Source organism: Paraburkholderia sp. BL17N1 (genome assembly GCF_003634175.1).
Lineage (GTDB): Bacteria > Pseudomonadota > Gammaproteobacteria > Burkholderiales > Burkholderiaceae > Paraburkholderia.
Window position 1 is genome coordinate 3,483,619 of the sequence record NZ_RBIW01000001.1, and the last position, 22,005, is coordinate 3,505,623.

Annotated in this window: 17 protein-coding genes and 2 tRNA genes; 9 read left to right on the plus strand and 10 right to left on the minus strand. The window is 63.9% G+C overall.

Features of this window, described 5'->3' with window-relative positions; genetic code table 11:
- The first annotated feature begins 190 nt into the window (after nt 1–190).
- From B0G82_RS15745 to B0G82_RS15760, 4 genes are all read left to right on the plus strand, one after another.
- A complete protein-coding gene (locus B0G82_RS15745; protein ID WP_106283479.1) occupies nt 191–463 on the plus strand; it encodes an HU family DNA-binding protein in 273 nt (90 codons plus the stop codon).
- Nucleotides 464–544: 81 nt separating this feature from the next.
- A tRNA-Val gene (locus tag B0G82_RS15750) sits at nt 545–620 on the plus strand.
- Between the two features lie 36 nt (nt 621–656).
- Nucleotides 657–733, plus strand: a tRNA-Asp gene (locus tag B0G82_RS15755).
- Nucleotides 734–819: 86 nt separating this feature from the next.
- Complete coding sequence (locus B0G82_RS15760) at nt 820–2,757, plus strand: SurA N-terminal domain-containing protein (protein ID WP_121307891.1); 1,938 nt, start codon at nt 820–822, stop codon at nt 2,755–2,757.
- Nucleotides 2,758–2,853: 96 nt separating this feature from the next.
- Here B0G82_RS15760 and B0G82_RS15765 read toward each other — a convergent pair whose 3' ends face one another.
- Together B0G82_RS15765 and B0G82_RS15770 are read right to left on the minus strand one after the other, a co-directional pair.
- The gene (locus tag B0G82_RS15765; protein WP_116141242.1) at nt 2,854–3,195 is read right to left on the minus strand and encodes a hypothetical protein; all 342 of its coding nucleotides are present in this window, start codon (nt 3,193–3,195) and stop codon (nt 2,854–2,856) included.
- A gap of 117 nt (nt 3,196–3,312) precedes the next feature.
- Nucleotides 3,313–3,990, minus strand: a complete 678-nt coding sequence (locus B0G82_RS15770) for an arylesterase (protein ID WP_241974593.1) — start codon at nt 3,988–3,990, stop codon at nt 3,313–3,315.
- 28 nt (nt 3,991–4,018) lie between these two features.
- Between B0G82_RS15770 and B0G82_RS15775 the strand changes: the two genes are divergently transcribed.
- Entirely contained in the window at nt 4,019–4,705 is a 687-nt protein-coding gene (locus tag B0G82_RS15775) for an ABC transporter ATP-binding protein (RefSeq protein WP_106281089.1), read from the plus strand.
- Between the two features lie 132 nt (nt 4,706–4,837).
- Here the strand turns inward: B0G82_RS15775 and pgi are convergent, their stop codons facing one another.
- The 3 genes from pgi to B0G82_RS15790 form a co-directional block, all read right to left on the minus strand.
- On the minus strand, nt 4,838–6,460 hold the full coding sequence (pgi, locus tag B0G82_RS15780; protein WP_121307892.1) for a glucose-6-phosphate isomerase: 1,623 nt from the start codon (nt 6,458–6,460) through the stop codon (nt 4,838–4,840).
- 234 nt (nt 6,461–6,694) lie between these two features.
- On the minus strand, nt 6,695–8,284 hold the full coding sequence (locus B0G82_RS15785) for an NAD(P)H-hydrate dehydratase (protein WP_121307893.1): 1,590 nt from the start codon (nt 8,282–8,284) through the stop codon (nt 6,695–6,697).
- 119 nt (nt 8,285–8,403) lie between these two features.
- Nucleotides 8,404–9,702 (minus strand): FAD-dependent oxidoreductase, encoded by a 1,299-nt coding sequence (locus B0G82_RS15790; protein ID WP_116141250.1) that lies wholly within the window; start codon nt 9,700–9,702, stop codon nt 8,404–8,406.
- Between the two features lie 427 nt (nt 9,703–10,129).
- Here B0G82_RS15790 and purL point away from each other — a divergent pair, with 427 nt between their 5' ends.
- The 3 genes from purL to B0G82_RS15805 all read left to right on the plus strand — a co-directional run bounded on the left by purL (nt 10,130) and on the right by B0G82_RS15805 (nt 16,115).
- Entirely contained in the window at nt 10,130–14,215 is a 4,086-nt protein-coding gene (gene purL / locus B0G82_RS15795) for a phosphoribosylformylglycinamidine synthase (protein ID WP_121307894.1), read from the plus strand.
- 333 nt (nt 14,216–14,548) lie between these two features.
- Entirely contained in the window at nt 14,549–14,833 is a 285-nt protein-coding gene (locus B0G82_RS15800; protein WP_121307895.1) for a helix-turn-helix domain-containing protein, read from the plus strand.
- On the plus strand, nt 14,823–16,115 hold the full coding sequence (locus B0G82_RS15805) for a HipA domain-containing protein (protein WP_121307896.1): 1,293 nt from the start codon (nt 14,823–14,825) through the stop codon (nt 16,113–16,115). The genes B0G82_RS15800 and B0G82_RS15805 overlap by 11 nt, the downstream gene beginning before the upstream one ends.
- A 75-nt stretch (nt 16,116–16,190) precedes the next feature.
- Here B0G82_RS15805 and B0G82_RS15810 read toward each other — a convergent pair whose 3' ends face one another.
- The 5 genes from B0G82_RS15810 to B0G82_RS15830 form a co-directional block, all read right to left on the minus strand.
- The gene (locus B0G82_RS15810) at nt 16,191–16,970 is read right to left on the minus strand and encodes a peptidylprolyl isomerase (RefSeq protein ID WP_116141257.1); all 780 of its coding nucleotides are present in this window, start codon (nt 16,968–16,970) and stop codon (nt 16,191–16,193) included.
- An 11-nt stretch (nt 16,971–16,981) separates the two neighbouring features.
- On the minus strand, nt 16,982–17,302 hold the full coding sequence (locus B0G82_RS15815; protein ID WP_116141259.1) for a BolA family protein: 321 nt from the start codon (nt 17,300–17,302) through the stop codon (nt 16,982–16,984).
- A 1-nt stretch (nt 17,303) separates the two neighbouring features.
- Complete coding sequence (locus B0G82_RS15820; RefSeq protein WP_012432930.1) at nt 17,304–17,834, minus strand: septation protein A; 531 nt, start codon at nt 17,832–17,834, stop codon at nt 17,304–17,306.
- A 165-nt stretch (nt 17,835–17,999) separates the two neighbouring features.
- Entirely contained in the window at nt 18,000–18,422 is a 423-nt protein-coding gene (gene msrB, locus B0G82_RS15825; RefSeq protein WP_012432931.1) for a peptide-methionine (R)-S-oxide reductase MsrB, read from the minus strand.
- Nucleotides 18,423–18,520: 98 nt separating this feature from the next.
- Nucleotides 18,521–20,077 (minus strand): protein adenylyltransferase SelO, encoded by a 1,557-nt coding sequence (locus B0G82_RS15830; protein ID WP_121307897.1) that lies wholly within the window; start codon nt 20,075–20,077, stop codon nt 18,521–18,523.
- Nucleotides 20,078–20,268: 191 nt separating this feature from the next.
- Between B0G82_RS15830 and B0G82_RS15835 the strand changes: the two genes are divergently transcribed.
- Nucleotides 20,269–21,954 (plus strand): 3-(methylthio)propionyl-CoA ligase, encoded by a 1,686-nt coding sequence (locus tag B0G82_RS15835; protein WP_121307898.1) that lies wholly within the window; start codon nt 20,269–20,271, stop codon nt 21,952–21,954.
- The last annotated feature ends 51 nt before the right edge of the window (nt 21,955–22,005 follow it).

Here is a 22,005-nt window from a genome sequence, read left to right on the forward strand (position 1 = left end):
TGCATCCATTCGCCGCAACATTTTGTTATAGGAAGCCTCCTCGAAATCCTCGCAAATCAGGCTCAACCCCGCTTGACACAGGGGTTTCGGCCCATTCTAATGATTGCGCCCGGCGTTGCCCGCCGGCCGCGTGATGCCAGGCGTTAATAAAGCGCCGTCACGATTGCCATAAACATTCTCGGGGGTTGGGATGAACAAGACGGAATTGATCGATCACGTTGCGCAGCAAGCCGACATTTCGAAGGCAGCGGCAGGCCGTGCACTCGACGCAGTGATCGATGGTGTCAAAGGTACGTTGAAGAAGGGCGGTTCGGTGACGTTGGTCGGTTTTGGCACGTTCGCGGTCGGCAAGCGCTCCGCGCGCACCGGGCGCAATCCGCGCACTGGCGCCGCCATCAAAATCAAGGCGGCGAAGGTCCCCAAATTTAGGCCTGGCAAAGCTCTGAAGGATGCGCTAAACTGATGGGCTTGCTGCTTGAGGGACGTCGATAGACGAAGATCGGGCAGCAGGTGGAAGCAGGAAAGCAGCACTGAATCATGAAACGGGTGCTTAGCTCAGTTGGTAGAGCGGCGCCCTTACAAGGCGTAGGTCGGGAGTTCGAGCCTCTCAGCACCCACCAGTTTCAGATTCGGTTAAGTGTTCCAGCGCAACATAAGGAGTGGTAGTTCAGTCGGTTAGAATACCGGCCTGTCACGCCGGGGGTCGCGGGTTCGAGTCCCGTCCACTCCGCCAGTATCCTCGAAAGGCGAACTCCGGTTCGCCTTTTTTATTGCCCGCTGTTGTAAGATCGGGCGTTCTGTTTTTGGCACTCCTCACGCATGCTCGATTTTTTCCGCAATCACAAACGCCTGATGATGTTCATGCTCATCCTCGTCATTGTGCCGGGGTTGGGTTTTGTGGGTATTCAGGGCTTTCGCGGCTTCTTTGACGAAAGTGCAAACGTCGCGAGCGTCAACGGTCACAAGATCACGCGCGCTGAATACGACAACGCGATGCGTCAGCAACTCGACCGCGCCCGTCAGATGCTCGGCGCGCAGTTCGATATGAAGTCGTTCGACACGCCGGAACGCCGCGCGCAGATGCTCGATGGTCTGATCGAGCAACGCGTGCTGGCCGATGAAACACAGCGCCTGCATCTCACCGCGTCCGACGACGCCGTGCGCCGCGTGTTGATGAACGATCCGGTGATCTCGTCGCTGAAGAATCCTGACGGCACGATCGACGTCGATCGCTACAAGCAGTTGCTCGCCATGCAGGGCATGACGCCCGACCAGTACGACGAGCGCGTGCGCTACAGCATCGCCACGCAGCAGTTGCCGGCCAGCATTCAAGGCAGCGCGTTCACGTCGAAAACGCTCGCACAGCATCTGACCGAACTTGCGGAGCAACAGCGCGAAGTGCAGGGCATTGCGTTCCATCCGCGCGACTACGCCGCGAAGGTGCAGCCTACCGACGTGCAACTGCAAGCGTATTACGACGCGCATCGCAATGAATTCGCCACGCCGGCCACGGCCACGATTCAGTATCTCGTCATGTCGCCGGCAACGCTCGCCGCTTCCGCGCAGCCGAGCGACGCCGATCTGAAGAAGTACTACGACGACAACATCGCGCACTACCGTACCGACGGTCAGGTGCGTGCGAGCCACATCGTGATCGCGGCGCCGAAAGACGCGAGCGCGGCCGACAAAGCCAAGGCGAAACAGAAGGCCGAAGAGTTGCTCGCACAGATCAAGGCGCATCCGGATCAGTTCGCGCAGATCGCGCAGCAGAACTCACAGGACCCGGGTTCGGCGTCGAAGGGCGGCGATCTGGGCTACTTCGGCCGCGGCATGATCGCGGGCGGCCAGGCGTTTGACGACGCCGTGTTCGCGCTGAAGAAAGACGAAGTCAGCGGCATCGTGCAGACCGACTTCGGCTATCACATCGTCAAGGTGACGGACGTGAAACCGGCGGTCACGAAGCCGTTCGACGAAGTGAAGGATCAGATCTCGAAAGACCTGAAGACGCAGTTGGCCAGCAAGGCATTCACCGACGATTCGGAAGGCTTCACGTCGATCGTCTATGAAAAGGCGAAGAGCCTGCAACCGGCCGCCGACAAGTACAAGCTGCAAGTGCAGACTGCCACGGTCACGCCGCAGCCGGATCCGAAGCTCGCGCCTGACAGCCCGCTGAACAATGCGAAGTTCCTCGCCGCGGTGTTCGCTAATGACGCCACGACGGCACGCAACAACACGCAGGCCATCGACGTCGGCGGCAACACGTTGATCGCGGCGCGCGTGACCGACTATAAGGCCGCGGCAGTGCCGGCGCTCGACGCCGTCAAGGACGCGGTGCGTCAGAAAGTGATCGCGGTTCAGTCGGATGAAGCGGCTCACAAGGACGGCGTGGCCAAACTGGCCGAGTTCGAAAAGTCGAAGGCAACGACGGGCTTCTCGTCGCCGTTGAAGGTGTCGCGCAACGACGCGCAAGGCGTGCCGCCGGCCGCATTGAGTGCAATCTACAAGGCGGACGCGCAAAAATTGCCGGCTTACGTCGGTGTGGATCTCGGCGACGACGGTTATGCGATCTATCGCGTGAACGCGGTGGTAGCGGGTAACACGGTCGATCCGCAACGTCTGGCTGCAGCGCAGCAACAGATCGCACAGGTCGATGCGCAGTCCGAAGCAGAGGCCTATGTCGAAGCAGTGCGCGCGCGTTCGAAGGTGAAGTTCTACGGTTCTCTCGACAGCAGCAATGCCCAGGCGAGCGGCGAGTAAGACCGCCCGAACGCAAAAAAGCCCCGCGGAATGCGGGGCTTTTTCATTTGACGAGTGCAAGCTCGTCAAACGGTCAGCTGCGACACGCTGTGAGCGTTACAGGCAGCCGCTGATCGCGCTTGTGGCGTTGCTGCCGCCAGCGCCACCGGCGCGGAAGCCGACCCAGGTGCCCTTGCCCGAGTACGACGGACGTACGACAGCGGCGGCGCCGTTGGGCGGCTGCTGACCCGGAACATATACATCCATGGCTTGATCGTTAGCCAAAGTGTCTTGCGAGACGACCTGTTGCTGCGAGCTGTCGGCCCACTTCTGCGCGATGCAGGTAGCGACAGCCTTCGGCGGTTGCTGGCTTTCGCCTACGGACTGAACGCCAGCGGGCGGTTGAGCGGCGCAGGCAGAAATTGCCACGGTCAAAGCGATTAACGGTAAATATTTCACGTTATCTCCTCAAAAGTCGCTCAAAATCGAGCCGGTTACGCGGGATTACGAAAGTGTCAGAGAGAACTTACCGATCCGCGTTCCCACAGTTCTGGAAACAAGTTGTTAGCAGATTTTTCAGTGCGGCGAACTTGTGCGAAGGAGTGGCTTGACTGCGGGCCACACGTTGTTAAGTAGCACTGGCTGTGCCTGCTGGGTGGGATGAATCTGATCGGCCTGGAACATATCGGGTTTGTCGGCGATGCCGGCGAGCAGAAACGGCACGAGCGGCACACGCAGTTGCTTCGACAGTTCGCCGTACAAGCCATGGAACTTTTGCGTGTAGTCGGGGCCGTAATTAGGCGGCACGTACATGCCCACCAGCACGACCTTCGCGTGACCTTGCTGAGCCTGCTCGATGATCGTGCGCAGGTTGTCTTCGGTGGTGGAGAGCGGCACGCCGCGCAACGCGTCGTTGGCGCCGAGTTCGACGATCACGATGCTCGGCTTCAGGCGTTGCATGAGCGCCGGCAAGCGGGCTCGTCCGCCGCTCGTGGTGTCGCCGCTAATGCTCGCGTTGGCGACGCTATAATCGATTCGCTCGTCGGCGAGGCGCTGGCGCATCAACGCAACCCAGCCCGTGTCGCGGGGCAGGCCGTATTCGGCGGAGATGCTGTCGCCGAGCACGACGATCACCGGCTTGGCCGGTTCGGGCGCGTTGGCAGCCCGCGCCGTGAAGCTCACGGAAAGAAACAGGGTGGCGGCCACAGCGGCGCAGCCGCATGCCGTTGTCAACGCCGTGGCGCGAGACGTCATGGCACGCACTTTCAACCTACGCTTCACCATGCTAAACAAAACTGATCCAGTCATTGAAGTGCGGGGTTTGTGCAAGAAGGTTAACGATGCAACAGGCGAACTGACGATTCTCGACGACATCGATCTTGCTATCGATGCCGGCAGCAGTGTGGCAATCGTCGGTGCATCCGGGTCGGGCAAGTCTACGCTGCTCGGCTTGCTCGCAGGATTGGACAGCGCGAGTTCGGGCTCGGTTCGGTTGCTCGGCCGCGAACTCGGCGAACTGAATGAAGACGAGCGCGCCGCGTTGCGCAGCGGCTCCGTCGGCTTCGTGTTCCAGTCGTTTCAACTGATGCCACATTTGACCGCGCTCGAGAACGTTACGTTGCCGCTGGAGTTGCTAGGCGGCATCGGCACGCGCGAGGCCGCAACGCGTGCGCGCGGCTTGCTTGAGCAGGTGGGTCTTGGCAAGCGCACCAGTCACTATCCGAAGCTGCTGTCGGGCGGCGAGCAGCAGCGCGTCGCGCTCGCACGCGCGTTCGTCACACACCCGGCGATCCTGTTCGCGGACGAACCGACCGGCAGTCTCGACGCCGCCACCGGTCACGCGGTGATCGATCTGATGTTCGAGATGAACCGCGCGAACGGCGCGACGTTGATTCTCGTCACGCATGACATCGAACTGGCGCGCCGCTGCGATACGACAGTGACGATCGAGGCGGGACGTCTCGCCTGAGCGAGCGTCGAGCGTCGAACGTCGCGACAAAAGCAAAGCGGGCCGCAAGGGCCCGCTTTTTCATGGTGGCTTCCGGTATCGGGCAACCACGCCATTCAAATCAAGCAGCGCGAACCACCGCGCCGCTCACCATCACTTCTTCAACGCCGCCCGCGCCCGCGCGATCAACGCCGACGTCGAAGAATCATGCTTCTTCACATCGGCACTCGGCGCCGTCAGATCGGCTTCGACCACCTTGCCGAGAATCTTGCCCAACTCCACGCCCCACTGATCGAAGGAGTTGATGTTCCATACCGTCCCCTGTACGAGCACCTTGTGCTCGTACAACGCGATCAATGCGCCGAGCGAACGTGCGGTGAGCGCCTCGACGAGCAGCGTGGTGGTCGGACGGTTGCCCGGAAACACCAGGTGCGGTGCCAGTTCAGGCTTGTCCGCGCCGGCCACTTTCTTCGCTTCTTCGAGCGTGCGGCCGACCATCAGCGCTTCGCTCTGCGCAAGGCAATTGGCGAGCAGCTTCGGATGATGGCTGACGAGCGGATGCTCCGGCGTCAACACCGCGATAAAGTCGATCGGCACGATCGTCGGGCCCTGGTGCAGCATCTGGAAGAACGCGTGCTGACCGTTCGTGCCCGGTTCGCCCCACGTCACCGCGGCGGTCGGGTAGTCGACCATCGCGCCATCCAGACGCGCCGACTTGCCGTTGCTCTCCATTTCGAGCTGTTGCAGATACGAAGGCAGGAAATGCAGCGCCTGCGAATACGGCGCGACCAGGTAGCTTTGCGAGCCGAAGAAGTTGCGATACCAGATGCCGATCATGCCGAGCAACACCGGCAGATTCTTCTCGAGCGGCGCGTCGCGGAAATGCTGGTCCATCTCGTTGGCACCGGCGAGCAGTTCGTCGAACTGCTGCGGTCCGATCGCGATCATGATCGACAGACCGACGGCCGACCATAGCGAATAGCGTCCGCCGACCCAGTCCCACATTTCGAAGACGTTCTCTTTCGCGATGCCGAACTTGACCACTTCCGCGGGATTCGCCGACACGCCGACAAAGTGCTTCGCCAGCGCGCTTTCCGGGCAGCCTTTCTCAATGAACCAGTCGCGCAGCGAGCGCGCATTGGTCATGGTTTCGAGCGTGGTGAAAGTCTTGGAGACGATGATCGCAAGCGTCTCTTCGGGATCGATCTGCTGCATGACGTTGTACAGATCGGCGCCGTCCACATTGGACACGAAGTGCGTGGTGATCTCCGGCGTGGCCAGATGATGCAGCGCATGCACGACCATCTTCGGCCCGAGATCCGAGCCGCCGATGCCGATGTTCACGACATAGCGGATCCGCTTGCCGGTATAGCCTTTCCACTCGCCGCTGCGCACCTGGTTGGCGAACGCGGCCATTTTGGCGCGCTCGGCCTGCACTTGCGCGTAGAACGGCGCTTTCGGGTCGGTGGCACGTAAAGCCGTGTGCAGCACGGCGCGGCCTTCCGTCGGGTTGACGATGTCGCCCGCGAACATGGCGTCGCGGCGCTTCTCGACGCCGGCTTCGCGCGCGACTTGCACGAGCAGTTTCAGCGTTTCTTCGGTGATGCGGTTCTTCGAGAAATCGGCCGCGAGACCGCCGCCCGCGAACGCAAAGCGCTCGGCACGGGTAGGGGCGGGATCGTTCTCGGGGGCGAACCAGTCGCGCATGTGCGCATCGCGAATCTTGTCGTAATGCGTTTGCAGCGAGGACCAGGAGGGGAGCGAGTTCTGGGTCATAGCGTCCGTCTAACCAAGTGGCACGAAGAAAGGCGCGCGCGTGAAGCGCTGCCGAGGATGATGCAACGATGCTGTTAGAGCGATGCCGCGCGGCCCGGTTCGCCATGGGTGGCGGTGAAAATTCGCCGTCACCCGCAGTGGCTCCGACGCGCGGCGCAGTCAGTCAGTATAACGGCGTTGCGTGACGGACGGCAGCGGTTTGGGCCGTCCATCCATAGGTTGGGACGGACAGCTTCAGCACTCCGTTGCCGAATAAAACAAGCGGTTGAGCAAGGTCCGCACCATCGGCGCGAGTTCGCCCGCGGTCAGGCCGGCGGGACCGTGGCCTTGCGCGCTCAGGGTCTCGGCGGCAAGGCCGTGCAGATAGACGCCCGCAAGTGCGGCTTCGTAGCGCGGCAGATGCTGCGCGAGCAGCGCGCCGATGATGCCGCCGAGCACGTCGCCGGTGCCGCCCGTCGCGAGCGCGGCGTTGCCGGTCGGATTGATCGCGAGGCGCCCGTCGGCGGCCGCGATGACGGTGCCCGTGCCTTTGAGCACGACCACGGCCGCGTAGCGCGCGGCGAGCGAGCGCGCCGCGGCGAGGCGGTCGCGCTGCACGCCCGGCGCGTCGGTGCCGAGCAGGCGCGCGGCTTCGAGCGGGTGCGGCGTGAGGATGCACGGATCGCCTTGCACGCCGCGCGCGGTGACATCGGCGGCAAGCGCGGCGTCTTTCGAGATCAGGTTCAGCGCGTCCGCGTCGAACAGCTTGGGGACGTCGAGTTGCAGCACGTCGTGCATCACGCGCGTGGCGCGTTCGCGATGCCCCATGCCGCAGCCGACGGCGAGCGCGTCCATCTGGTCGAGCGGCAGATCGTCGACGGCATGCAGCATGAGTTCAGGGTGCGGCGGATCGTAGGGCGGGGCGCCTTCGCCTAGCAGCGCGACGTGCACCTTGCCCGCGCCGGTGAACAGCGCCGCGCGAGAGGCGAGGATCGGCGCGCCGCACATGCCGGTGTCGCCGCCGACCACGGCGAGGCTGCCGAAGCTGCCCTTGTTGGTCGCGAAATCGCGCGGCGGCAGGAAGGCGGCGAAGAGTTCGGGGGCATTCAGTTGCACGGCCGTGCGGCCGCTCGTGTCGACGCCGATCGGCGCGACCGTGACGGCGCCGGCGAGATCGCGCCCTTGCGCGGTGAAGAGCCCGGGTTTGGCGCCGATGAAGGTGATCGTGTGGGTGGCATGGACGGCGGCGCCGGCGCCATTGCCCACAACGGTGCCGGTGTCGCTGTCGAGGCCGCTCGGCACGTCGAGCGCCAGCACGCCGCCTTTGCGCGGCCGTGCTTTGGCGCGTTGCGAAAGCTGCCGGGCGACGGCCGCGAACACGCCTTCGAGCGGACGCGTCAGGCCGATGCCGAACATGCCGTCCACCAGCCAGCGGTAGCCGTCCAGCGTGGCGGGCGGCGCGCTGGTGATCGCGACGCCGGTCGCGCGGGCCATGTCGAGCGCCCAGCGCGCGTCGTCCGGTTTCACTTCGACCGGCATGCACAGCTCGACGGCGATGCCGGCCTGGTGGAGTTCCGTCGCGAGAACCAGCGCGTCGCCGCCGTTGTTGCCCGGCCCTGCGATGAGCCACACCTTCTGCCTGGATTTCTCGATCGACGTATCGCGGGTGATCTGCTCGCGCAGGAAGCTCGCGGCGGATTTCCCGGCGCGCGACATCAGCGTGTGTTTCGGCAAGGCGGCCGCCGCCTGGGATTCGGCGATCCGCAGGTCGGTGAGCGTAAGCAAAGGCAGCGCCCGGTTGTGCGGGCTGACGAGTGTCGGCGGCGTCTGGTCGGCTTCTGTCATGGCGAGGCTTGGCGGTTCGCCCGGCGGCAGGCGAAAAAGCTGGGGGAATCGCTATGGTAGTGCCGATGAGCGCCCGGCGGGCGCCTCTTGCGGCCCGTTCGTGCGCGGGCCGGCGAGATTTACCTGAACCGATCCGCGCGCAGCGCGGCCAGTGTGTCCGGGGGGACGTCCGGCGTGCCGCCCGAAATCAGGTCGGCCACCAGCTTACCCGACCCGCAGGCGAGCCCCCAACCGGCCGGGCCGTGGCCCACATTGACGAAAAGACGCGGATGCAGTGCGTTGCCGATCACCGGCAAGCCGTCCGGCGACAGCAGTTTGACGCCTTCCCACGGCAAGGCCACCGAGATTCGCGCGGCGCCCGGAATCCAGTCGTGCGTCGCCTGGCCGAGCAGGGCGAGGGCTTCCTTCGTCACCGCTTCGCCCAAGGGCTTGTCGATCTGGCCGGCGCTTTGCAAGACCGCGCCGCCCGCAATCCGCAGCCGATGGTTCATGCGGCTGATCGCGATCCGCTTCACCGCGTCCACGATGGCGACGTGCGGTGCGCATTCCTCATGCGCGATCGGTGCGACCAGCGTGTGCAGACGCAGCGGATGCAGCGGCAAGCGCAGGCCGAGTCGCTCGAGCAGCGGCAGACTGCCGTGGCCGGCGGCCACGACCACCGCGTCGGCGTGGATCACATCGACTTCGCGCGAACGGGAGGTCGCGCCCGGCTGCGGCGCCAGTTCCACCGAGGCGCGCTGGCCGTCCAGACGGATCGACGAGACTTCGCAGCCCAGCATGAATTGCACGCCGCCCTGCGTATCCAGCGTCTGCTTGATGAGCTTGGTGAAGAGCGGCGCATTGGCCGTGCGCTCCTGGTCGAACAGCACGCCGCCCGCGAATTCCGGCTCGGTGCGCACGGAGTGCTCGAACGCGGCGCATTGTTCAGGTGTCAGCTCGTGGTGCGGCACTTCGAAAAGCTGGAGCAGGCCGCGCGCGGGCCGCAGCTGTTCCCATTCCTGTTCGGCGCGCACCAGATAGAGCAGGCCGCTGGTCTGTTCGAACTCGAGGCCGAAGCGCGCCTCCATGTCCGCCATGGTGTCGCGCGACAGCTCGATCAGCGGCCGCAGCAATCCGTATTGATGGCCGAATGCGTTGGGTTCCTGCAGCTCGACGAGCTGCTTGACGAACTGGCGCGCCGAGCCGGTGAAGCCGGCTTTGTTGACGACGCCGTTTTTGGCGTTCTGGCGGCTAGCCATGAAAGTCGGGCCGAACCAGACGTCGAGCGGAGTCGGCAGGACGGTGCCGCCGTGGCCATAGGTTGCGCCTTGCGCAACCGTGGCGTGGCGCTCGACGACGCATACCCGATGGCCGGCCGCGCGCAATTGATAAGCGGTGGCGACGCCCGCAATTCCGCCGCCGATGACGATGACATCCATGTTCTGATTCGATTTGCCGACGGGACGCCGAAGCGGCGCTTGCCCGTTGAGCGTGACATGCGGCGCGCCGTGCCGCCTGCGTGGCCGCTCGCGCCGATCTGGTGAAAGGGCGAATGATAGCAGTCAAACCGCTGGCGCGGCCACGCGGGCACAACGCCGGAGCGCCGGCGTAATTGGCGCGGTGGGCGCACCGGAGGCCGGCCCAAACCCGCTCGGAAGCCGCCCGGAACCCACGCGGAGCTTGCGCCAGGCCCCCGCGAAACTATCTCGAAACCTGCCCGAAGCCACACCGCCAGGCCCGCTGGAAGCCTCTTCCCGGGGTATAATCCCGGACTTCCTTTGCGCCTCACGTCGCCTTCACGCGCGACTCATCGGCGCGACTCACGGCATCACTCATCGGCATCATTAGCGACGCAACGTCAAGTCCATGGCCCACTTCTCGTGTTTCCCCGGCGCTTCGGCCCTTTCCGATTTCCGTCAAACCCGCCTGCTCGACACGCTCACGCGCATCGATCCGAACATCACCGGCGTGCGCGGGCAATATCTGCACTTTGTCAACGCGCAGACGCCGCTCTCCGCTGAAGACAACGCGAAGATCGAAGCGCTGATGCACTACGGCGATCCACTCGAAGAAACCAGAGAGCGCGGCACGGCCGAGACTTTTCTCGTGGTGCCGCGTTTCGGCACGGTGTCGCCGTGGGCCAGCAAGGCAACGGATATCGCGCATCTGTGCGGCCTCACGCAGGTGCGCCGCATCGAGCGCGGCGTCGAGTACACGGTCACGCTGAAAAGCGGCCTGCTGGGCGGTAGGAAGGCGCTCTCCGACGAAGCTCGTGCGGCCGTCGCGGCAGCCTTGCACGACCGCATGACCGAGAGCGTGGCGCCGTCGCGTGACCACGCGCTGCATCTGTTCGACGAACTGCCGGCCAAGCCGCTGCAAACCGTCGATGTATTGAGCAACGGCCGCGGCGCGCTGGAAACGGCGAACACGGAACTGGGCCTCGCGCTCGCCGACGACGAAATCGACTATCTCGTCGACGCCTTCACGAAGCTCGGCCGCAACCCGACCGACGTCGAACTGATGATGTTCGCGCAGGCCAACAGCGAACACTGCCGCCACAAGATTTTCAACGCGGACTGGACCATCGACGGCGAAAAGCAGGATATCTCGCTGTTCAACATGATCCGCAATACCGAGAAGCTGAATCCGCAAGGCACGATCGTCGCGTATTCGGATAACTCGGCGATCATGGCGGGCGGCATGGCCGAGCGCTGGTTCCCGCGCACGCCGGCCGAGCTGGGCGCGAGTGAGCTGCCGGAGCACTACCGCCGCAGCAATGAACTCACGCACACCTTGATGAAGGTGGAAACGCACAATCACCCGACCGCGATCTCGCCGTTCCCGGGCGCCGCGACCGGCGCCGGCGGCGAAATCCGCGACGAAGGCGCGACCGGCCGTGGCGCGCGTCCCAAAGCCGGTCTGGCGGGCTTCACGGTGTCGAATCTGGAATTGCCGGACGGCGTCGAGACGTGGGAAAACGCGCGCGACGCCGCGCAGCCGCTCGCACACCGCAATCCGGACGACAAGCACGAAGCGTACGGCCGCCCCGACCGCATCGCCTCGCCGCTGCAGATCATGATCGACGGCCCGCTCGGCGGCGCCGCGTTCAATAACGAATTTGGCCGGCCGAATCTGGGCGGCTATTTCCGCGCTTACGAGCAGAACGTCGCGGGGCTGGTGCGCGGCTATCACAAGCCGATCATGATCGCCGGCGGCATCGGCAATATCTCGGACCAGCACACGCATAAGCACGATCTGCCGGAAGGCTCGCTGCTGATCCAGATCGGCGGCCCGGGCATGCGCATCGGCATGGGCGGCGGCGCCGCAAGCTCGATGGCGACCGGCACCAACACCGCTGAACTCGACTTCGACTCGGTGCAGCGCGGCAACCCGGAAATCGAGCGCCGTGCGCAGGAAGTCATCAACGCGTGCTGGCAGCTTGGCGAAAAGAACCCGATTCTGAGCATTCACGACGTGGGCGCGGGCGGTCTCTCGAACGCTTTCCCGGAAGTCGTCGACGGCGCCGGCAAGGGCGCGCTTTTCGATCTGCGCAAGATCCAGCTGGAAGAGAGCGGCTTGTCGCCGCGTGAAATCTGGTCGAACGAAGCGCAAGAACGGTACGTGCTGGCCATTGCGCCGGCCGATCTGCCGGCCTTCGCCGCCATGTGCGAGCGCGAGCGTTGCCCGTTCGCCGTGATCGGCACGGCCACCGCCGAGCGCCAGCTCAAGCTGATCGACTCCGAACTGAACGACGACAACGCGCACCAGCCTGTCGACATGCCGATGGAAGTGCTGCTCGGCAAGGCGCCGCGCATGCATCGCGACGTCAAACGCGTCGAGCGCAAGCTCGAACCAGTGGATGTGACCGGCATCGCGCTGTCGGATGTTGCGACTAGCGTGCTGCGTCATCCCACGGTGGCGAGCAAGTCGTTCCTGATCACGATCGGCGACCGTTCGGTGGGCGGCACGACCGCGCGCGACCAGATGGTCGGCCCGTGGCAAGTGCCGGTGGCCGACGTCGCGATCACCACGATGGACTACGCGGGTTTCACCGGCGAAGCCATGACGATGGCCGAGCGCACGCCTTTGGCTGTCATCAATGCGCCGGCTTCGGGCCGCATGGCGGTCGGCGAGGCCGTGACCAACATCGCGGCGGCGCCAATCGCGTCGCTCGACAAGCTCAAGCTGTCGGCGAACTGGATGGCCGCGTGCGGCGCACCGGGCGAAGACGCCGCGCTCTACGACACGGTCAAGGCGATTGGCATGGAGTTGTGCCCGGCGCTCGGCATCAGCATTCCGGTCGGCAAGGATTCGCTGTCCATGCGCACCAAGTGGGAAGACCGCGGCGTGGCGAAGGAAGTGGTCGCGCCGGTCTCGCTGATCATCTCGGCGTTCGCGCCGGTTCAGGACGTGCGCCGCCACCTCACGCCGCAATTGCGCCGCACCGGCGAGGTGGGCGAGTCCGTGCTGATCGCAATCGACCTCGGCCGCGGCAAGCATCGTCTCGGCGGCAGTATTTTGGCGCAGGTCACGCAGCAGGTCGGCGACACGGTGCCGGACGTGGACGATCCGGAAGACCTCAAACGTTTCTTCGCCGCGATCCAGGCGCTGAACCAGGACGGCAAGCTGCTCGCGTATCACGACCGCTCGGACGGCGGCCTGTGGGCGACGGTGTGCGAAATGGCATTCGCGGGCCACGTGGGCGTGTCGCTGAATGTCGACATGCTGGTGCTCGATCCGAACCACGAATCGGATTACGGCGACGCCAAAGACTGGGCCAAGCAGACCAGCGGCCGTCGTGAAGACCGTACGATCCGCGCGCTCTTCAGCGAAGAGCTTGGCGCCGTCGTCCAGGTGCGCGCATCCGAGCGCGACGCGGTGCTCGCAGCGTTGCGCGAACACGGGCTGTCGGCGTGCTCGCATGTGATCGGCAAGATCAACGAGCGCGACACGATCGAAATCTATCGCGACGCCAGGAAGATTTACGAAGCATCGCGCACCGAATTGCATCGTACATGGAGCGAAGTGAGCTGGCGTATCGCACGTTTGCGCGACAACCCCGCGTGCGCCGACGCCGAATACGACGCGCTCTCCGACGCGGCCGATCCGGGCATTTCACCGATCCTGACGTTCGATCCGGCAGAAGACGTCGCCGCGCCGTTCATCGGCAGGAGCGCGCGTCCGCGCGTGGCGATCCTGCGCGAGCAGGGCGTCAACTCGCACCTCGAAACGGCCTATGCTTTCGACCGCGCCGGCTTCGACGCGCACGACGTGCACATGAGCGATCTGCTGGCCGGCCGCGCCAATCTGGCGGACTTCGCCGGCGCGGTGGCGTGCGGCGGCTTCTCGTACGGCGACACGCTGGGCGCCGGTGAGGGCTGGGCGAAGGCGATCCGCTTCAACGCGCAACTGGCCGACATGTTCGCCGCGTTCTTCGGCCGCGAAGACACGTTCGCGCTCGGCATCTGCAACGGCTGCCAGATGATGAGCAGCCTCGCTTCGATGATTCCGGGCGCCGAAGCCTGGCCGAAGTTCACCCGCAACAAGTCGGAGAAATTCGAAGCGCGCTTCTCGCTGGTCGAGGTGCAGGCTTCTCCGTCGCTCTTCTTCAACGGCATGGAAGGCTCGCGCATTCCGGTCGCGATCGCCCACGGCGAGGGCTACGCGGATTTCTCGCAGCAGGGCGATGCGTCGAAGGTCGCGGTGGCGATGCGCTATGTCGATCACCGTGGTCAGGCGACCGAGCAGTATCCGTTCAACCCGAACGGATCGCCGAACGGCATCACGTCGGTGACGACGCCGGACGGCCGCTTCACGGTGCTGATGCCGCACACCGAGCGCGTGCATCGCGCGGTGCAGATGAGCTGGCACCCGGAAGGCTGGGGCGAAGGCGCCACGGACGCCAGCCCGTGGCTGCGCGTGTTCCAGAACGCGCGCCGCTGGTTGGGATGATGACGTGAGACGGCTGCCGCGCAGTGCTACGCGGCAGCTTGCTCGCGCCGCGGCCGCGCGGTTGTGCGAGGTGAAAGGACGGCGGATGGCGACGCGCGTCCGTCGGCCTGCACGGCGGCTCCCAGACTGACAATATTTAGTTCGTATCCGCTCGGGTACGGCCACGCTCATATTCCCGCATTTGTCCATCTTTCGTACCCGATCGGGTACGGAGCGTCCCTATTGCCGCCTCGGCGTGCCGACTCGTATCCGCTCGGGTACGAAACCGGCTCCGTACGGCAGTCTCGTGGCATAATGTTCCCGAGCGGGTACGAACGTACACGAGGGCGAGTGATGGAGTCCACGGTTTTCATCGGCAACATGACGGAGTTAGGCGATCTCGTGCGGGCGTCCAGGCTCGCGCAGGGCTTGACGCGCGACGACGTCGCCACCGCGAGCGGCCTGTCTCCCAAGTTCATCACGCACATCGAGGCAGGTAAGCCCACGGCGCAGATCGGCAAGGTGCTGCATCTCCTCAGCGAACTGGGCATCACCCTGCGCGCCGAGGTTTCCGTGGATATTCCCGCAGACGTCTCCAGCAAGGCGTCCCATCGTCGCCGGAGTTCCCATGGCGGCTAGAACGCTGGTCGCGTATGCGAATGGCCGGCGCGTGGGCGTCGTGAGCGATGACAGCGGTGTCTGGTCATTTGCCTACGACCAAGGCTGGCTGGGCCGTGAGGACGTGTTTGCGCTTTCACCCGCTTTCCCACTGGTAGCCGAGCCTTTCGTCGACGGGTCGAGCCAGCGGCCGGTGCAATGGTTCTTCGACAACCTGCTGCCCGAGGAGGAAATGCGCAGTGCGCTCGCGCGGGAGGCCAAGGTCGATGCGAGCGACGCGTGGGGCCTGCTTGCCTATTACGGCCGGGAATCCGCCGGCGCCTTGACGTTGCTCACAGAGGGCGAACAGGAGTCGCCTGGCGGACTGCAGCCGTTGTCGCAAGCGAATCTGGAGGCACGCATTCAGGCGATGCCACAGCACGCGCTCACCGCCACGGCGCCCAAACGCATGTCCGCGGCGGGCGCCCAACAGAAGCTGCTGCTGACCTTGCGAGGCAACGCGCCGCACTACGAACTGCTGGAACCCGTGGGCAGCGAGCCGTCCATGCATCTGCTCAAGCCCGACATGCGCAGCACGGGCTATCCGCATTCGGCGATCAACGAGTTTTTCTGCATGCAGCTGGCGCGCGCAATGGGCGTGCGTGTTCCGCCTACGCATTTTTTACGTGTGCCTTCGGCCTGTTACCTGATCGATCGTTTCGACCGTGACACGAGCAGTGAGCCGGCTCGGCGGCTGCATACCGTCGACGCCATGCAGTTGTTGAACTACGACCGCAGCTTCAAGTATCAGAATGCGACCGCACAGGTGCTCAGGGATGCCATCGAGAAAACGAGCACGCGGGCAGTGGCGCGTCTCGATGTATTCCGCTGGGCGATCTTCAATGTGCTCATCGGCAATGCCGACTCACACCTGAAAAACCTCTCGTTCTTCGTTACCGCTCGCGGTTACAGGCTGGCGCCGTTCTACGATCTGGTGAGCACGGTCGTCTATCACACGCCGACCTATCAGCCGCAGCAGCGGGACCGTTGGCCGCACTGCGACCTGACCATGCCGGTCGGAGACGCCACTCAATTCGCGCAGATCAACAGAAAGAACATGCTCGCATTCGGCGACGCGCTTCGTCTTTCGCCGAAGGGTTCGGAAAGATTGCTGGATGAGATGCTGGCCACGCTCGACGCCCGCGTGGCGGACACCCGCCGCAGCGTCGACGAAATCGCGCAGCCGAATGCCGGCGAGGTCCGCCTGCTCGATTCGATCGTGGCGATGCCGCTTGCGGAAATGAGCCGCGCCTTGCGCAAGTGATTGCGAGCAATCCCAATGAAAAAGGCGCTGTTCAGTCATTGACTGAACAGCGCCTCGAGCACAATCGAACTCAGCTTACTGAATCTTCGCGTTCTTACGCAAACCTTCCTCGAACGCTTGCAGCTTTTCCTGCTGGATCTGCTGCACGATCTGCGGGCGCACTTGCTCCAGCGGCGGCGGCGTGATGTTGCGCACGTCGTCGACACGGATGATGTGCCAGCCGAATTGCGTATGCACCGGCGTGTCGGTCATCTGGCCTTTCTGCAGATGCGTGGCCGCGTCCGCGAATTCAGGCACGTAGGCCTTCGGGTCCGACCAGTCCAGATCGCCGCCGTTCTTGCCCGATCCCGGGTCCTTCGAGAATTGCTTGGCCAGATCCTCGAAGCTTGCGCCGGCCTTGATCTTCGCGATCAGGTCCTTGGCCTGCTGCTCGTTGTCCACGAGGATGTGGTGCAGGTGATATTCCTTGCCGCCCGCGTCCTTGATCAGCGCGTTGTAACGCGCGGTGACTTCGGCGTCGCTCGGCGTGTTGTTCTTCACGAAGTCTTCGATCAGCGCGCGCAGCACCACGGTTTGCTGTGCGACGGCGATTTGCGCCTTGACGTCCGGACGATTCGGCAAACCGCGGCGCAGCGCTTCCTGCATGAGGATCTCGCGGTTCACCAGTTCTTCGCGCACGGCCGTTTGCAGTTGCGGCGTATTTTGCTGGCCTTGATGAACCAGCTGGTCGATCAGCGCATCGGCGCGCGCTTTCGGAATCGGCGTGCCGTTCACGACGGCGATGTTCTGTGCGAATGCAGGTGCGGCTGCACATGCAGCCAGCAATACCCAAAGGCGGGTTTTCTTCAAGGTCATCGAAAATTTTCCTAGCGGGGCAACAAAGCGAATTCTTCGGGCGTATACGCCGTGATGGCAAGGGCATGGATGCCGCGCTGCATGGCATCGGCCAGCGCATCATACACCATGCGATGCCGCGCCACGCGGGCCTTGCCGGCGAATGCGGCAGCCACGATCGTGACACTGAAATGACCACCGGCGGAGGCGCCGGCATGACCGGCGTGCTGCGCGCTGTCGTCGGTGATCTGGAGCGAAGCGACCGGCGCCAGTGCGGCGGCGAGGCGTGCCTCGATCAGTGCGGCGCGCTCGGCGGTGGTGGCGTGCATGAATACATCGGCGTCGCTCGTCATGTCATTCTTCCTTCATATACTTCGACAACCACAAACTCTGCCCGACGATGAACACCACCAGGCAGCCGGTGGCGCCGAACAGCTTGAAATTGACCCACTGGTCGGTGGTGTAGTTGTACGCGACGAACAGGTTCACCAGTCCGAGCAGCACGAAAAAGATCGCCCAGACGACACTCAGCTTGCCCCAGATCGCGTGCGGCAGCGTGATCTGCTTGCCCATCATCGCTTCGATCAGGTTCTTGTTGAAGGCCAGTTGCGAGACGATCAGCGCCACTGAAAACGCCCAGTACAGCACGGTCGGCTTCCATTTGATGAAGGTGTCGTTGTGCAGCACGAGCGTCGCGCCGCCGAACACGGTAACGACGCCGAGGCTCACCCACAGCATCGGATCGACCTTGCGGTGGCGGAAGGCCACCCACGCGATCTGCACCAGCGTGGCGACGATCGCCACTGCCGTCGCCGTGAAAATGCCCCAGATCTTGAAGGCGACGAAGAACAGGATGATCGGGAACAGATCGAACAGGAATTTCATTATCTGGTCGGGAGGTCGGAAATTGAGCGGAGAGTGAGCCGGAGAATAAGGGCGCAGTGCGAAGCGTCGGGGCGACCGCTTCGCAAGCTGGATGAAGGGTGTCGCAGCCGGCGCGCGCCTGATGGCGCGGACGCCGGCCGGCAACGCGCCGGACTCCGCGCTGCGTTACTTGGGCTCGAATTGTAACGCAGCTGAATTGATGCAGTACCGCAGACCGGTCGGCGCGGGTCCGTCTTCAAAGACGTGGCCCAAATGCGCGCCGCAGTTCTTGCATTCCACCTCGATGCGCAGCATGCCGTGCGAGCGGTCGGTTTTCTCCTTGATCACTTCGCCGTCGATTGGCTTGAAGTAGCTCGGCCAGCCGCAACCGGCATCGAACTTGGTGTCCGATTCGAACAGCGGCGTGCCGCAACAGACGCAGTCATAGATGCCGCGGTCCCAGTGGTCGTGGTAGCGGCCGGTGAACGGACGCTCGGTGGCGGCGTGGCGCGTCACCTGATATTCGATGTCGGAAAGCTGCTTGCGCCACTCGGCGTCGTCTTTCTGCACGGCGGGGGCGTCGGTCTTGAGTTCGTCGGGTTTGTTCATGGTCGGTTCCTGTCTCGGGCTTGTTTTGAGGGGCAGCTAGATGGTGAGCAGATTCGGCTCAATACATCACTACGCACAAACAGAAGTCGTTTAACGCGTCACGACGAGCAGCTCACTTCCAGCGAGCTCGCCCAGTCCGGCGGCAGCCCCGCATACGCTTCGTGCTCGGGCTGTTCGTCGAACGGACGGCGCAGCACGGCCGCCAGTCGTTCCACTTCGGAAAAATCCTTCTCTTTCGCGTGGCGGATCGCCGTTTCCGCCAGATGGTTGCGAAGTACGAATTTGGGGTTCACACGGTTCATTGCAATGGCGCGCGCGGCGTCGTCGCGTGTTTCTTCGGACAGCCGGGCGCGATAGTCGTTCGCCCAGGCGTCGAACGCGGCGCGGTCGAGAAAAAGATCGCGCACCGCTGTGTCGCCGCTCGCGTCGTGCTTCGACACGCGCGCCAGATTGCGGAAGGTCAGCGTGAAATCCGCACGATTGGCGTGCATCACTTCGAACAGGCGATTCACCAGCGTATCGTCGCCGGGGCGTTCGGTTTCGAGGCCGAGCTTGGCGCGCATGCGCCGCTCCAGCGCTGGGGCAAAGCGATCCTTGAAGCCGCCGAGCACGCGTTGCGCGTCTTCGATCGCCTTGTCCGCGCGCACGCTTTCCTCGTGCTGTTCGCCCAGCAGCGGCAGCAGCCCTTGCGCGAGGCAGAAGAGGTTCCAGTAGGCGATCTGCGGCTGCATCTTGTACGCGTATCGGCCTTGCGAATCGGAATGATTGCAGATATAGCCGGCGTCGAAGCCGTCCATGAAACCGAATGGACCATAGTCGATGGTGAGACCGAGGATCGACATGTTGTCGGTGTTCATCACGCCGTGGCAGAAGCCGACCGCCTGCCACTCGACCATCAGGTCGGCGGTCGAGATGACCGCTTCATCGAGCAGCGCGAGATACGGATCGTCCGCTTCGCGGCAATGCGGATAGAAACGCTCGATCACATGATCGGCGAGCGCGCGCAGCGCGTCGGTGCGATCGTTCGAATAGAAGTGCTCGAAGTGGCCGAAGCGCACGAAGCTCGGCGCCACGCGCGTGACCACGGCGGCCGTTTCGACGGTCTCGCGCCGCACCGGCTGATCGGAGCCGATCACGCACAGCGCGCGCGTGGTCGGAATGCCGAGGTGATGCATCGCCTCCGAGCACAGATACTCGCGGATCGACGAGCGCAATACCGCGCGGCCATCGCCCATGCGCGAATAGGGCGTGCGCCCCGCGCCTTTGAGCTGCAATTCGAAGCGCTGGCCGTTATGTTCGACTTCGCCGAGACCCAACGCGCGGCCGTCGCCGAGCTGGCCGGCCCACACGCCGAACTGGTGCCCGGAATAGACCGAGGCATAAGGCAGCGCCGCGGCCGGCCACTCGCGCGTCAGGTTGCCGGAGAACAGTTCGGCAAAGCCCGGATCATTCTCGACGCCCGGCTCTAAACCGAGCAGCGCGGCGGTTTCGGTGGAGAACCCGACGAGGTACGGCGCATTGAGCGGCGCCGCCGGCAAACGCGTCAAAAACACGCTGCCGAGCCGCGCGAACGCGCTTTCGTGCAATGTGGTGAGCGCATCGGAAAGGGCCGTCAAAGGCCCGGATAACCCTGCAATGCTTGGGGAAAACGACATGTTGAGCGCCTCTGGATTAACCGATATTGTAAGTCCGCGCCCGCGGAGCTGCTGGCCGGCCGTACAGCTATCCCGTACCGATCCTGTCCAGATCGATCGCCGGCCTTGCGCTTTTCGCCGAAGGCGCGACGAGGCGCGCCCCCCCGAGCTGCAAACCAATTGAAACGATCGAGCCGAGGAGACCACTCTTTATGACGACGCCGCTGCTTGGCCAGATGATGGACGTGCCGCTCACCGTGCCTTCGTTGCTCGCACACGCCGCGCGGCATTTCGGCAGCACCGAAATCGTGTCGCGGCGTATCGAAGGCGACCTGCATCGCTATACCTATCGTGATTGCGAGAAGCGCGCGAAGCAGCTTGCGCAAGCGTTGATCGCGCTCGGCGTCGAACCCGGTGAACGGGTCGCGACGCTTGCGTGGAACGGCTACCGCCATCTGGAAGCGTATTACGGCACGACCGGTTTCGGCGCCGTGTGCCATACGATCAATCCGCGCCTCTTTCCCGATCAGATCGCCTACATCGTCAATCACGCCGACGACGCCTACGTGCTGTTCGACACCACCTTCGCGCCGCTCGTCGACGTGCTGGCGCCGCAATGCCCGAAGGTGCGCGGCTGGATCGCGCTCGCCGACGAAGCGCATCTGCCCGCCATGCAGACACCCGCGCTCAGCTACGAAACGCTTGTCACCGCGCAGGACGGCAATTACGAATGGCCACCGCTCGACGAGCGGCAAGCCTCGTACCTGTGCTACACATCCGGCACGACCGGGAATCCGAAGGGCGCACTGTATTCGCATCGTTCGACGGTGCTGCATGCGTTTGGCGCGTCATTGCCGGACGCCATGAGCCTCTCCGCGCGCGACTGCGTGCTGCCCGTCGTGCCGATGTTTCATGTGAACGCATGGGGCATTCCGCACGCGGCGCCGCTGACCGGCGCGAAGCTCGTGTTCCCCGGCAAGGACCTGGACGGCAAGTCGCTGTACGAATTGATGGAGAGCGAACGCGTCACGTATTCGGCCGGCGTGCCGACCGTGTGGCTTGGACTGCTCAACTATTTGCGCGAGACGAAGGTGCGGTTTTCGTCCCTCAATCGCACGGTGATCGGCGGTTCGGCCTGTCCGCCGGCCATGCTGCGCACCTTCGAGGACGACTACGGCGTGCAGGTAATCCATGCGTGGGGCATGACCGAAATGTCGCCGCTCGGCACGCTGTCCAAACTGACGTGGGAACAAAGTCAGCGTCCGCTCGAAGAACAGCGCACATTGCTTGAGAAGCAGGGGCACGTGCTCTATGGCGTCGATATGAAAATCGTCGGCGACGATGGCCGCGAACTGCCTTGGGACGGCGTCGCGTTCGGCGATCTGCACGTGCGCGGACCGTGGGTGATCGACCGCTATTTCCGCAAAGACGACTCGCCGCTCGTGGACGGCTGGTTTCCCACCGGCGACGTCGCCACCATCGACCGCGACAGTTTTCTGCATATCACCGACCGCTCGAAAGACGTAATCAAGTCCGGTGGCGAATGGATCAGTTCGATCGACATCGAGAACGTGGCGATCGCGCATCCCGCCGTGGCCGAAGCGGCGTGCATTGCGTGCGCGCATCCGAAATGGACTGAGCGGCCGCTGCTGGTAGTCGTCAAGCGCCCCGGCTTCGAGGTCACACGTGAAGAGTTGCTGGCCTTCTACGACGGCAAGGTCGCCAAATGGTGGATTCCCGACGACGTCGCGTTTGTCGACGAATTGCCGCACACGGCGACCGGCAAGCTGCAGAAGCTCAAGCTGCGCGACATTTTCCGCAATCACGTGCTGCCTTCGGCGCTCGAAGACGAAAAGGACTGTCCATTGACGCCGCTTGCCAGGGGAAACCCCGCCTAAAAATAAAAAGACGCGAATTGAACGAGCGTGCTTTTTTGTGTATTCTGCCTG

Bases quoted from the DNA above. Each gene is read 5' to 3' on its own strand.
- B0G82_RS15745 (WP_106283479.1), top strand. From the start codon at position 191: ATGAACAAGACGGAATTGATCGATCACGTTGCGCAGCAAGCCGACATT.
- B0G82_RS15760 (WP_121307891.1), top strand. From the start codon at position 820: ATGCTCGATTTTTTCCGCAATCACAAACGCCTGATGATGTTCATGCTC.
- B0G82_RS15770 (WP_241974593.1), bottom strand. From the start codon at position 3,990: ATGACGTCTCGCGCCACGGCGTTGACAACGGCATGCGGCTGCGCCGCT.
- B0G82_RS15775 (WP_106281089.1), top strand. From the start codon at position 4,019: ATGCTAAACAAAACTGATCCAGTCATTGAAGTGCGGGGTTTGTGCAAG.
- pgi (WP_121307892.1), bottom strand. From the start codon at position 6,460: ATGACCCAGAACTCGCTCCCCTCCTGGTCCTCGCTGCAAACGCATTAC.
- B0G82_RS15785 (WP_121307893.1), bottom strand. From the start codon at position 8,284: ATGACAGAAGCCGACCAGACGCCGCCGACACTCGTCAGCCCGCACAAC.
- B0G82_RS15790 (WP_116141250.1), bottom strand. From the start codon at position 9,702: ATGGATGTCATCGTCATCGGCGGCGGAATTGCGGGCGTCGCCACCGCT.
- purL (WP_121307894.1), top strand. From the start codon at position 10,130: ATGGCCCACTTCTCGTGTTTCCCCGGCGCTTCGGCCCTTTCCGATTTC.
- B0G82_RS15800 (WP_121307895.1), top strand. From the start codon at position 14,549: ATGGAGTCCACGGTTTTCATCGGCAACATGACGGAGTTAGGCGATCTC.
- B0G82_RS15805 (WP_121307896.1), top strand. From the start codon at position 14,823: ATGGCGGCTAGAACGCTGGTCGCGTATGCGAATGGCCGGCGCGTGGGC.
- B0G82_RS15810 (WP_116141257.1), bottom strand. From the start codon at position 16,970: ATGACCTTGAAGAAAACCCGCCTTTGGGTATTGCTGGCTGCATGTGCA.
- B0G82_RS15815 (WP_116141259.1), bottom strand. From the start codon at position 17,302: ATGACGAGCGACGCCGATGTATTCATGCACGCCACCACCGCCGAGCGC.
- B0G82_RS15820 (WP_012432930.1), bottom strand. From the start codon at position 17,834: ATGAAATTCCTGTTCGATCTGTTCCCGATCATCCTGTTCTTCGTCGCC.
- msrB (WP_012432931.1), bottom strand. From the start codon at position 18,422: ATGAACAAACCCGACGAACTCAAGACCGACGCCCCCGCCGTGCAGAAA.
- B0G82_RS15830 (WP_121307897.1), bottom strand. From the start codon at position 20,077: ATGTCGTTTTCCCCAAGCATTGCAGGGTTATCCGGGCCTTTGACGGCC.
- B0G82_RS15835 (WP_121307898.1), top strand. From the start codon at position 20,269: ATGACGACGCCGCTGCTTGGCCAGATGATGGACGTGCCGCTCACCGTG.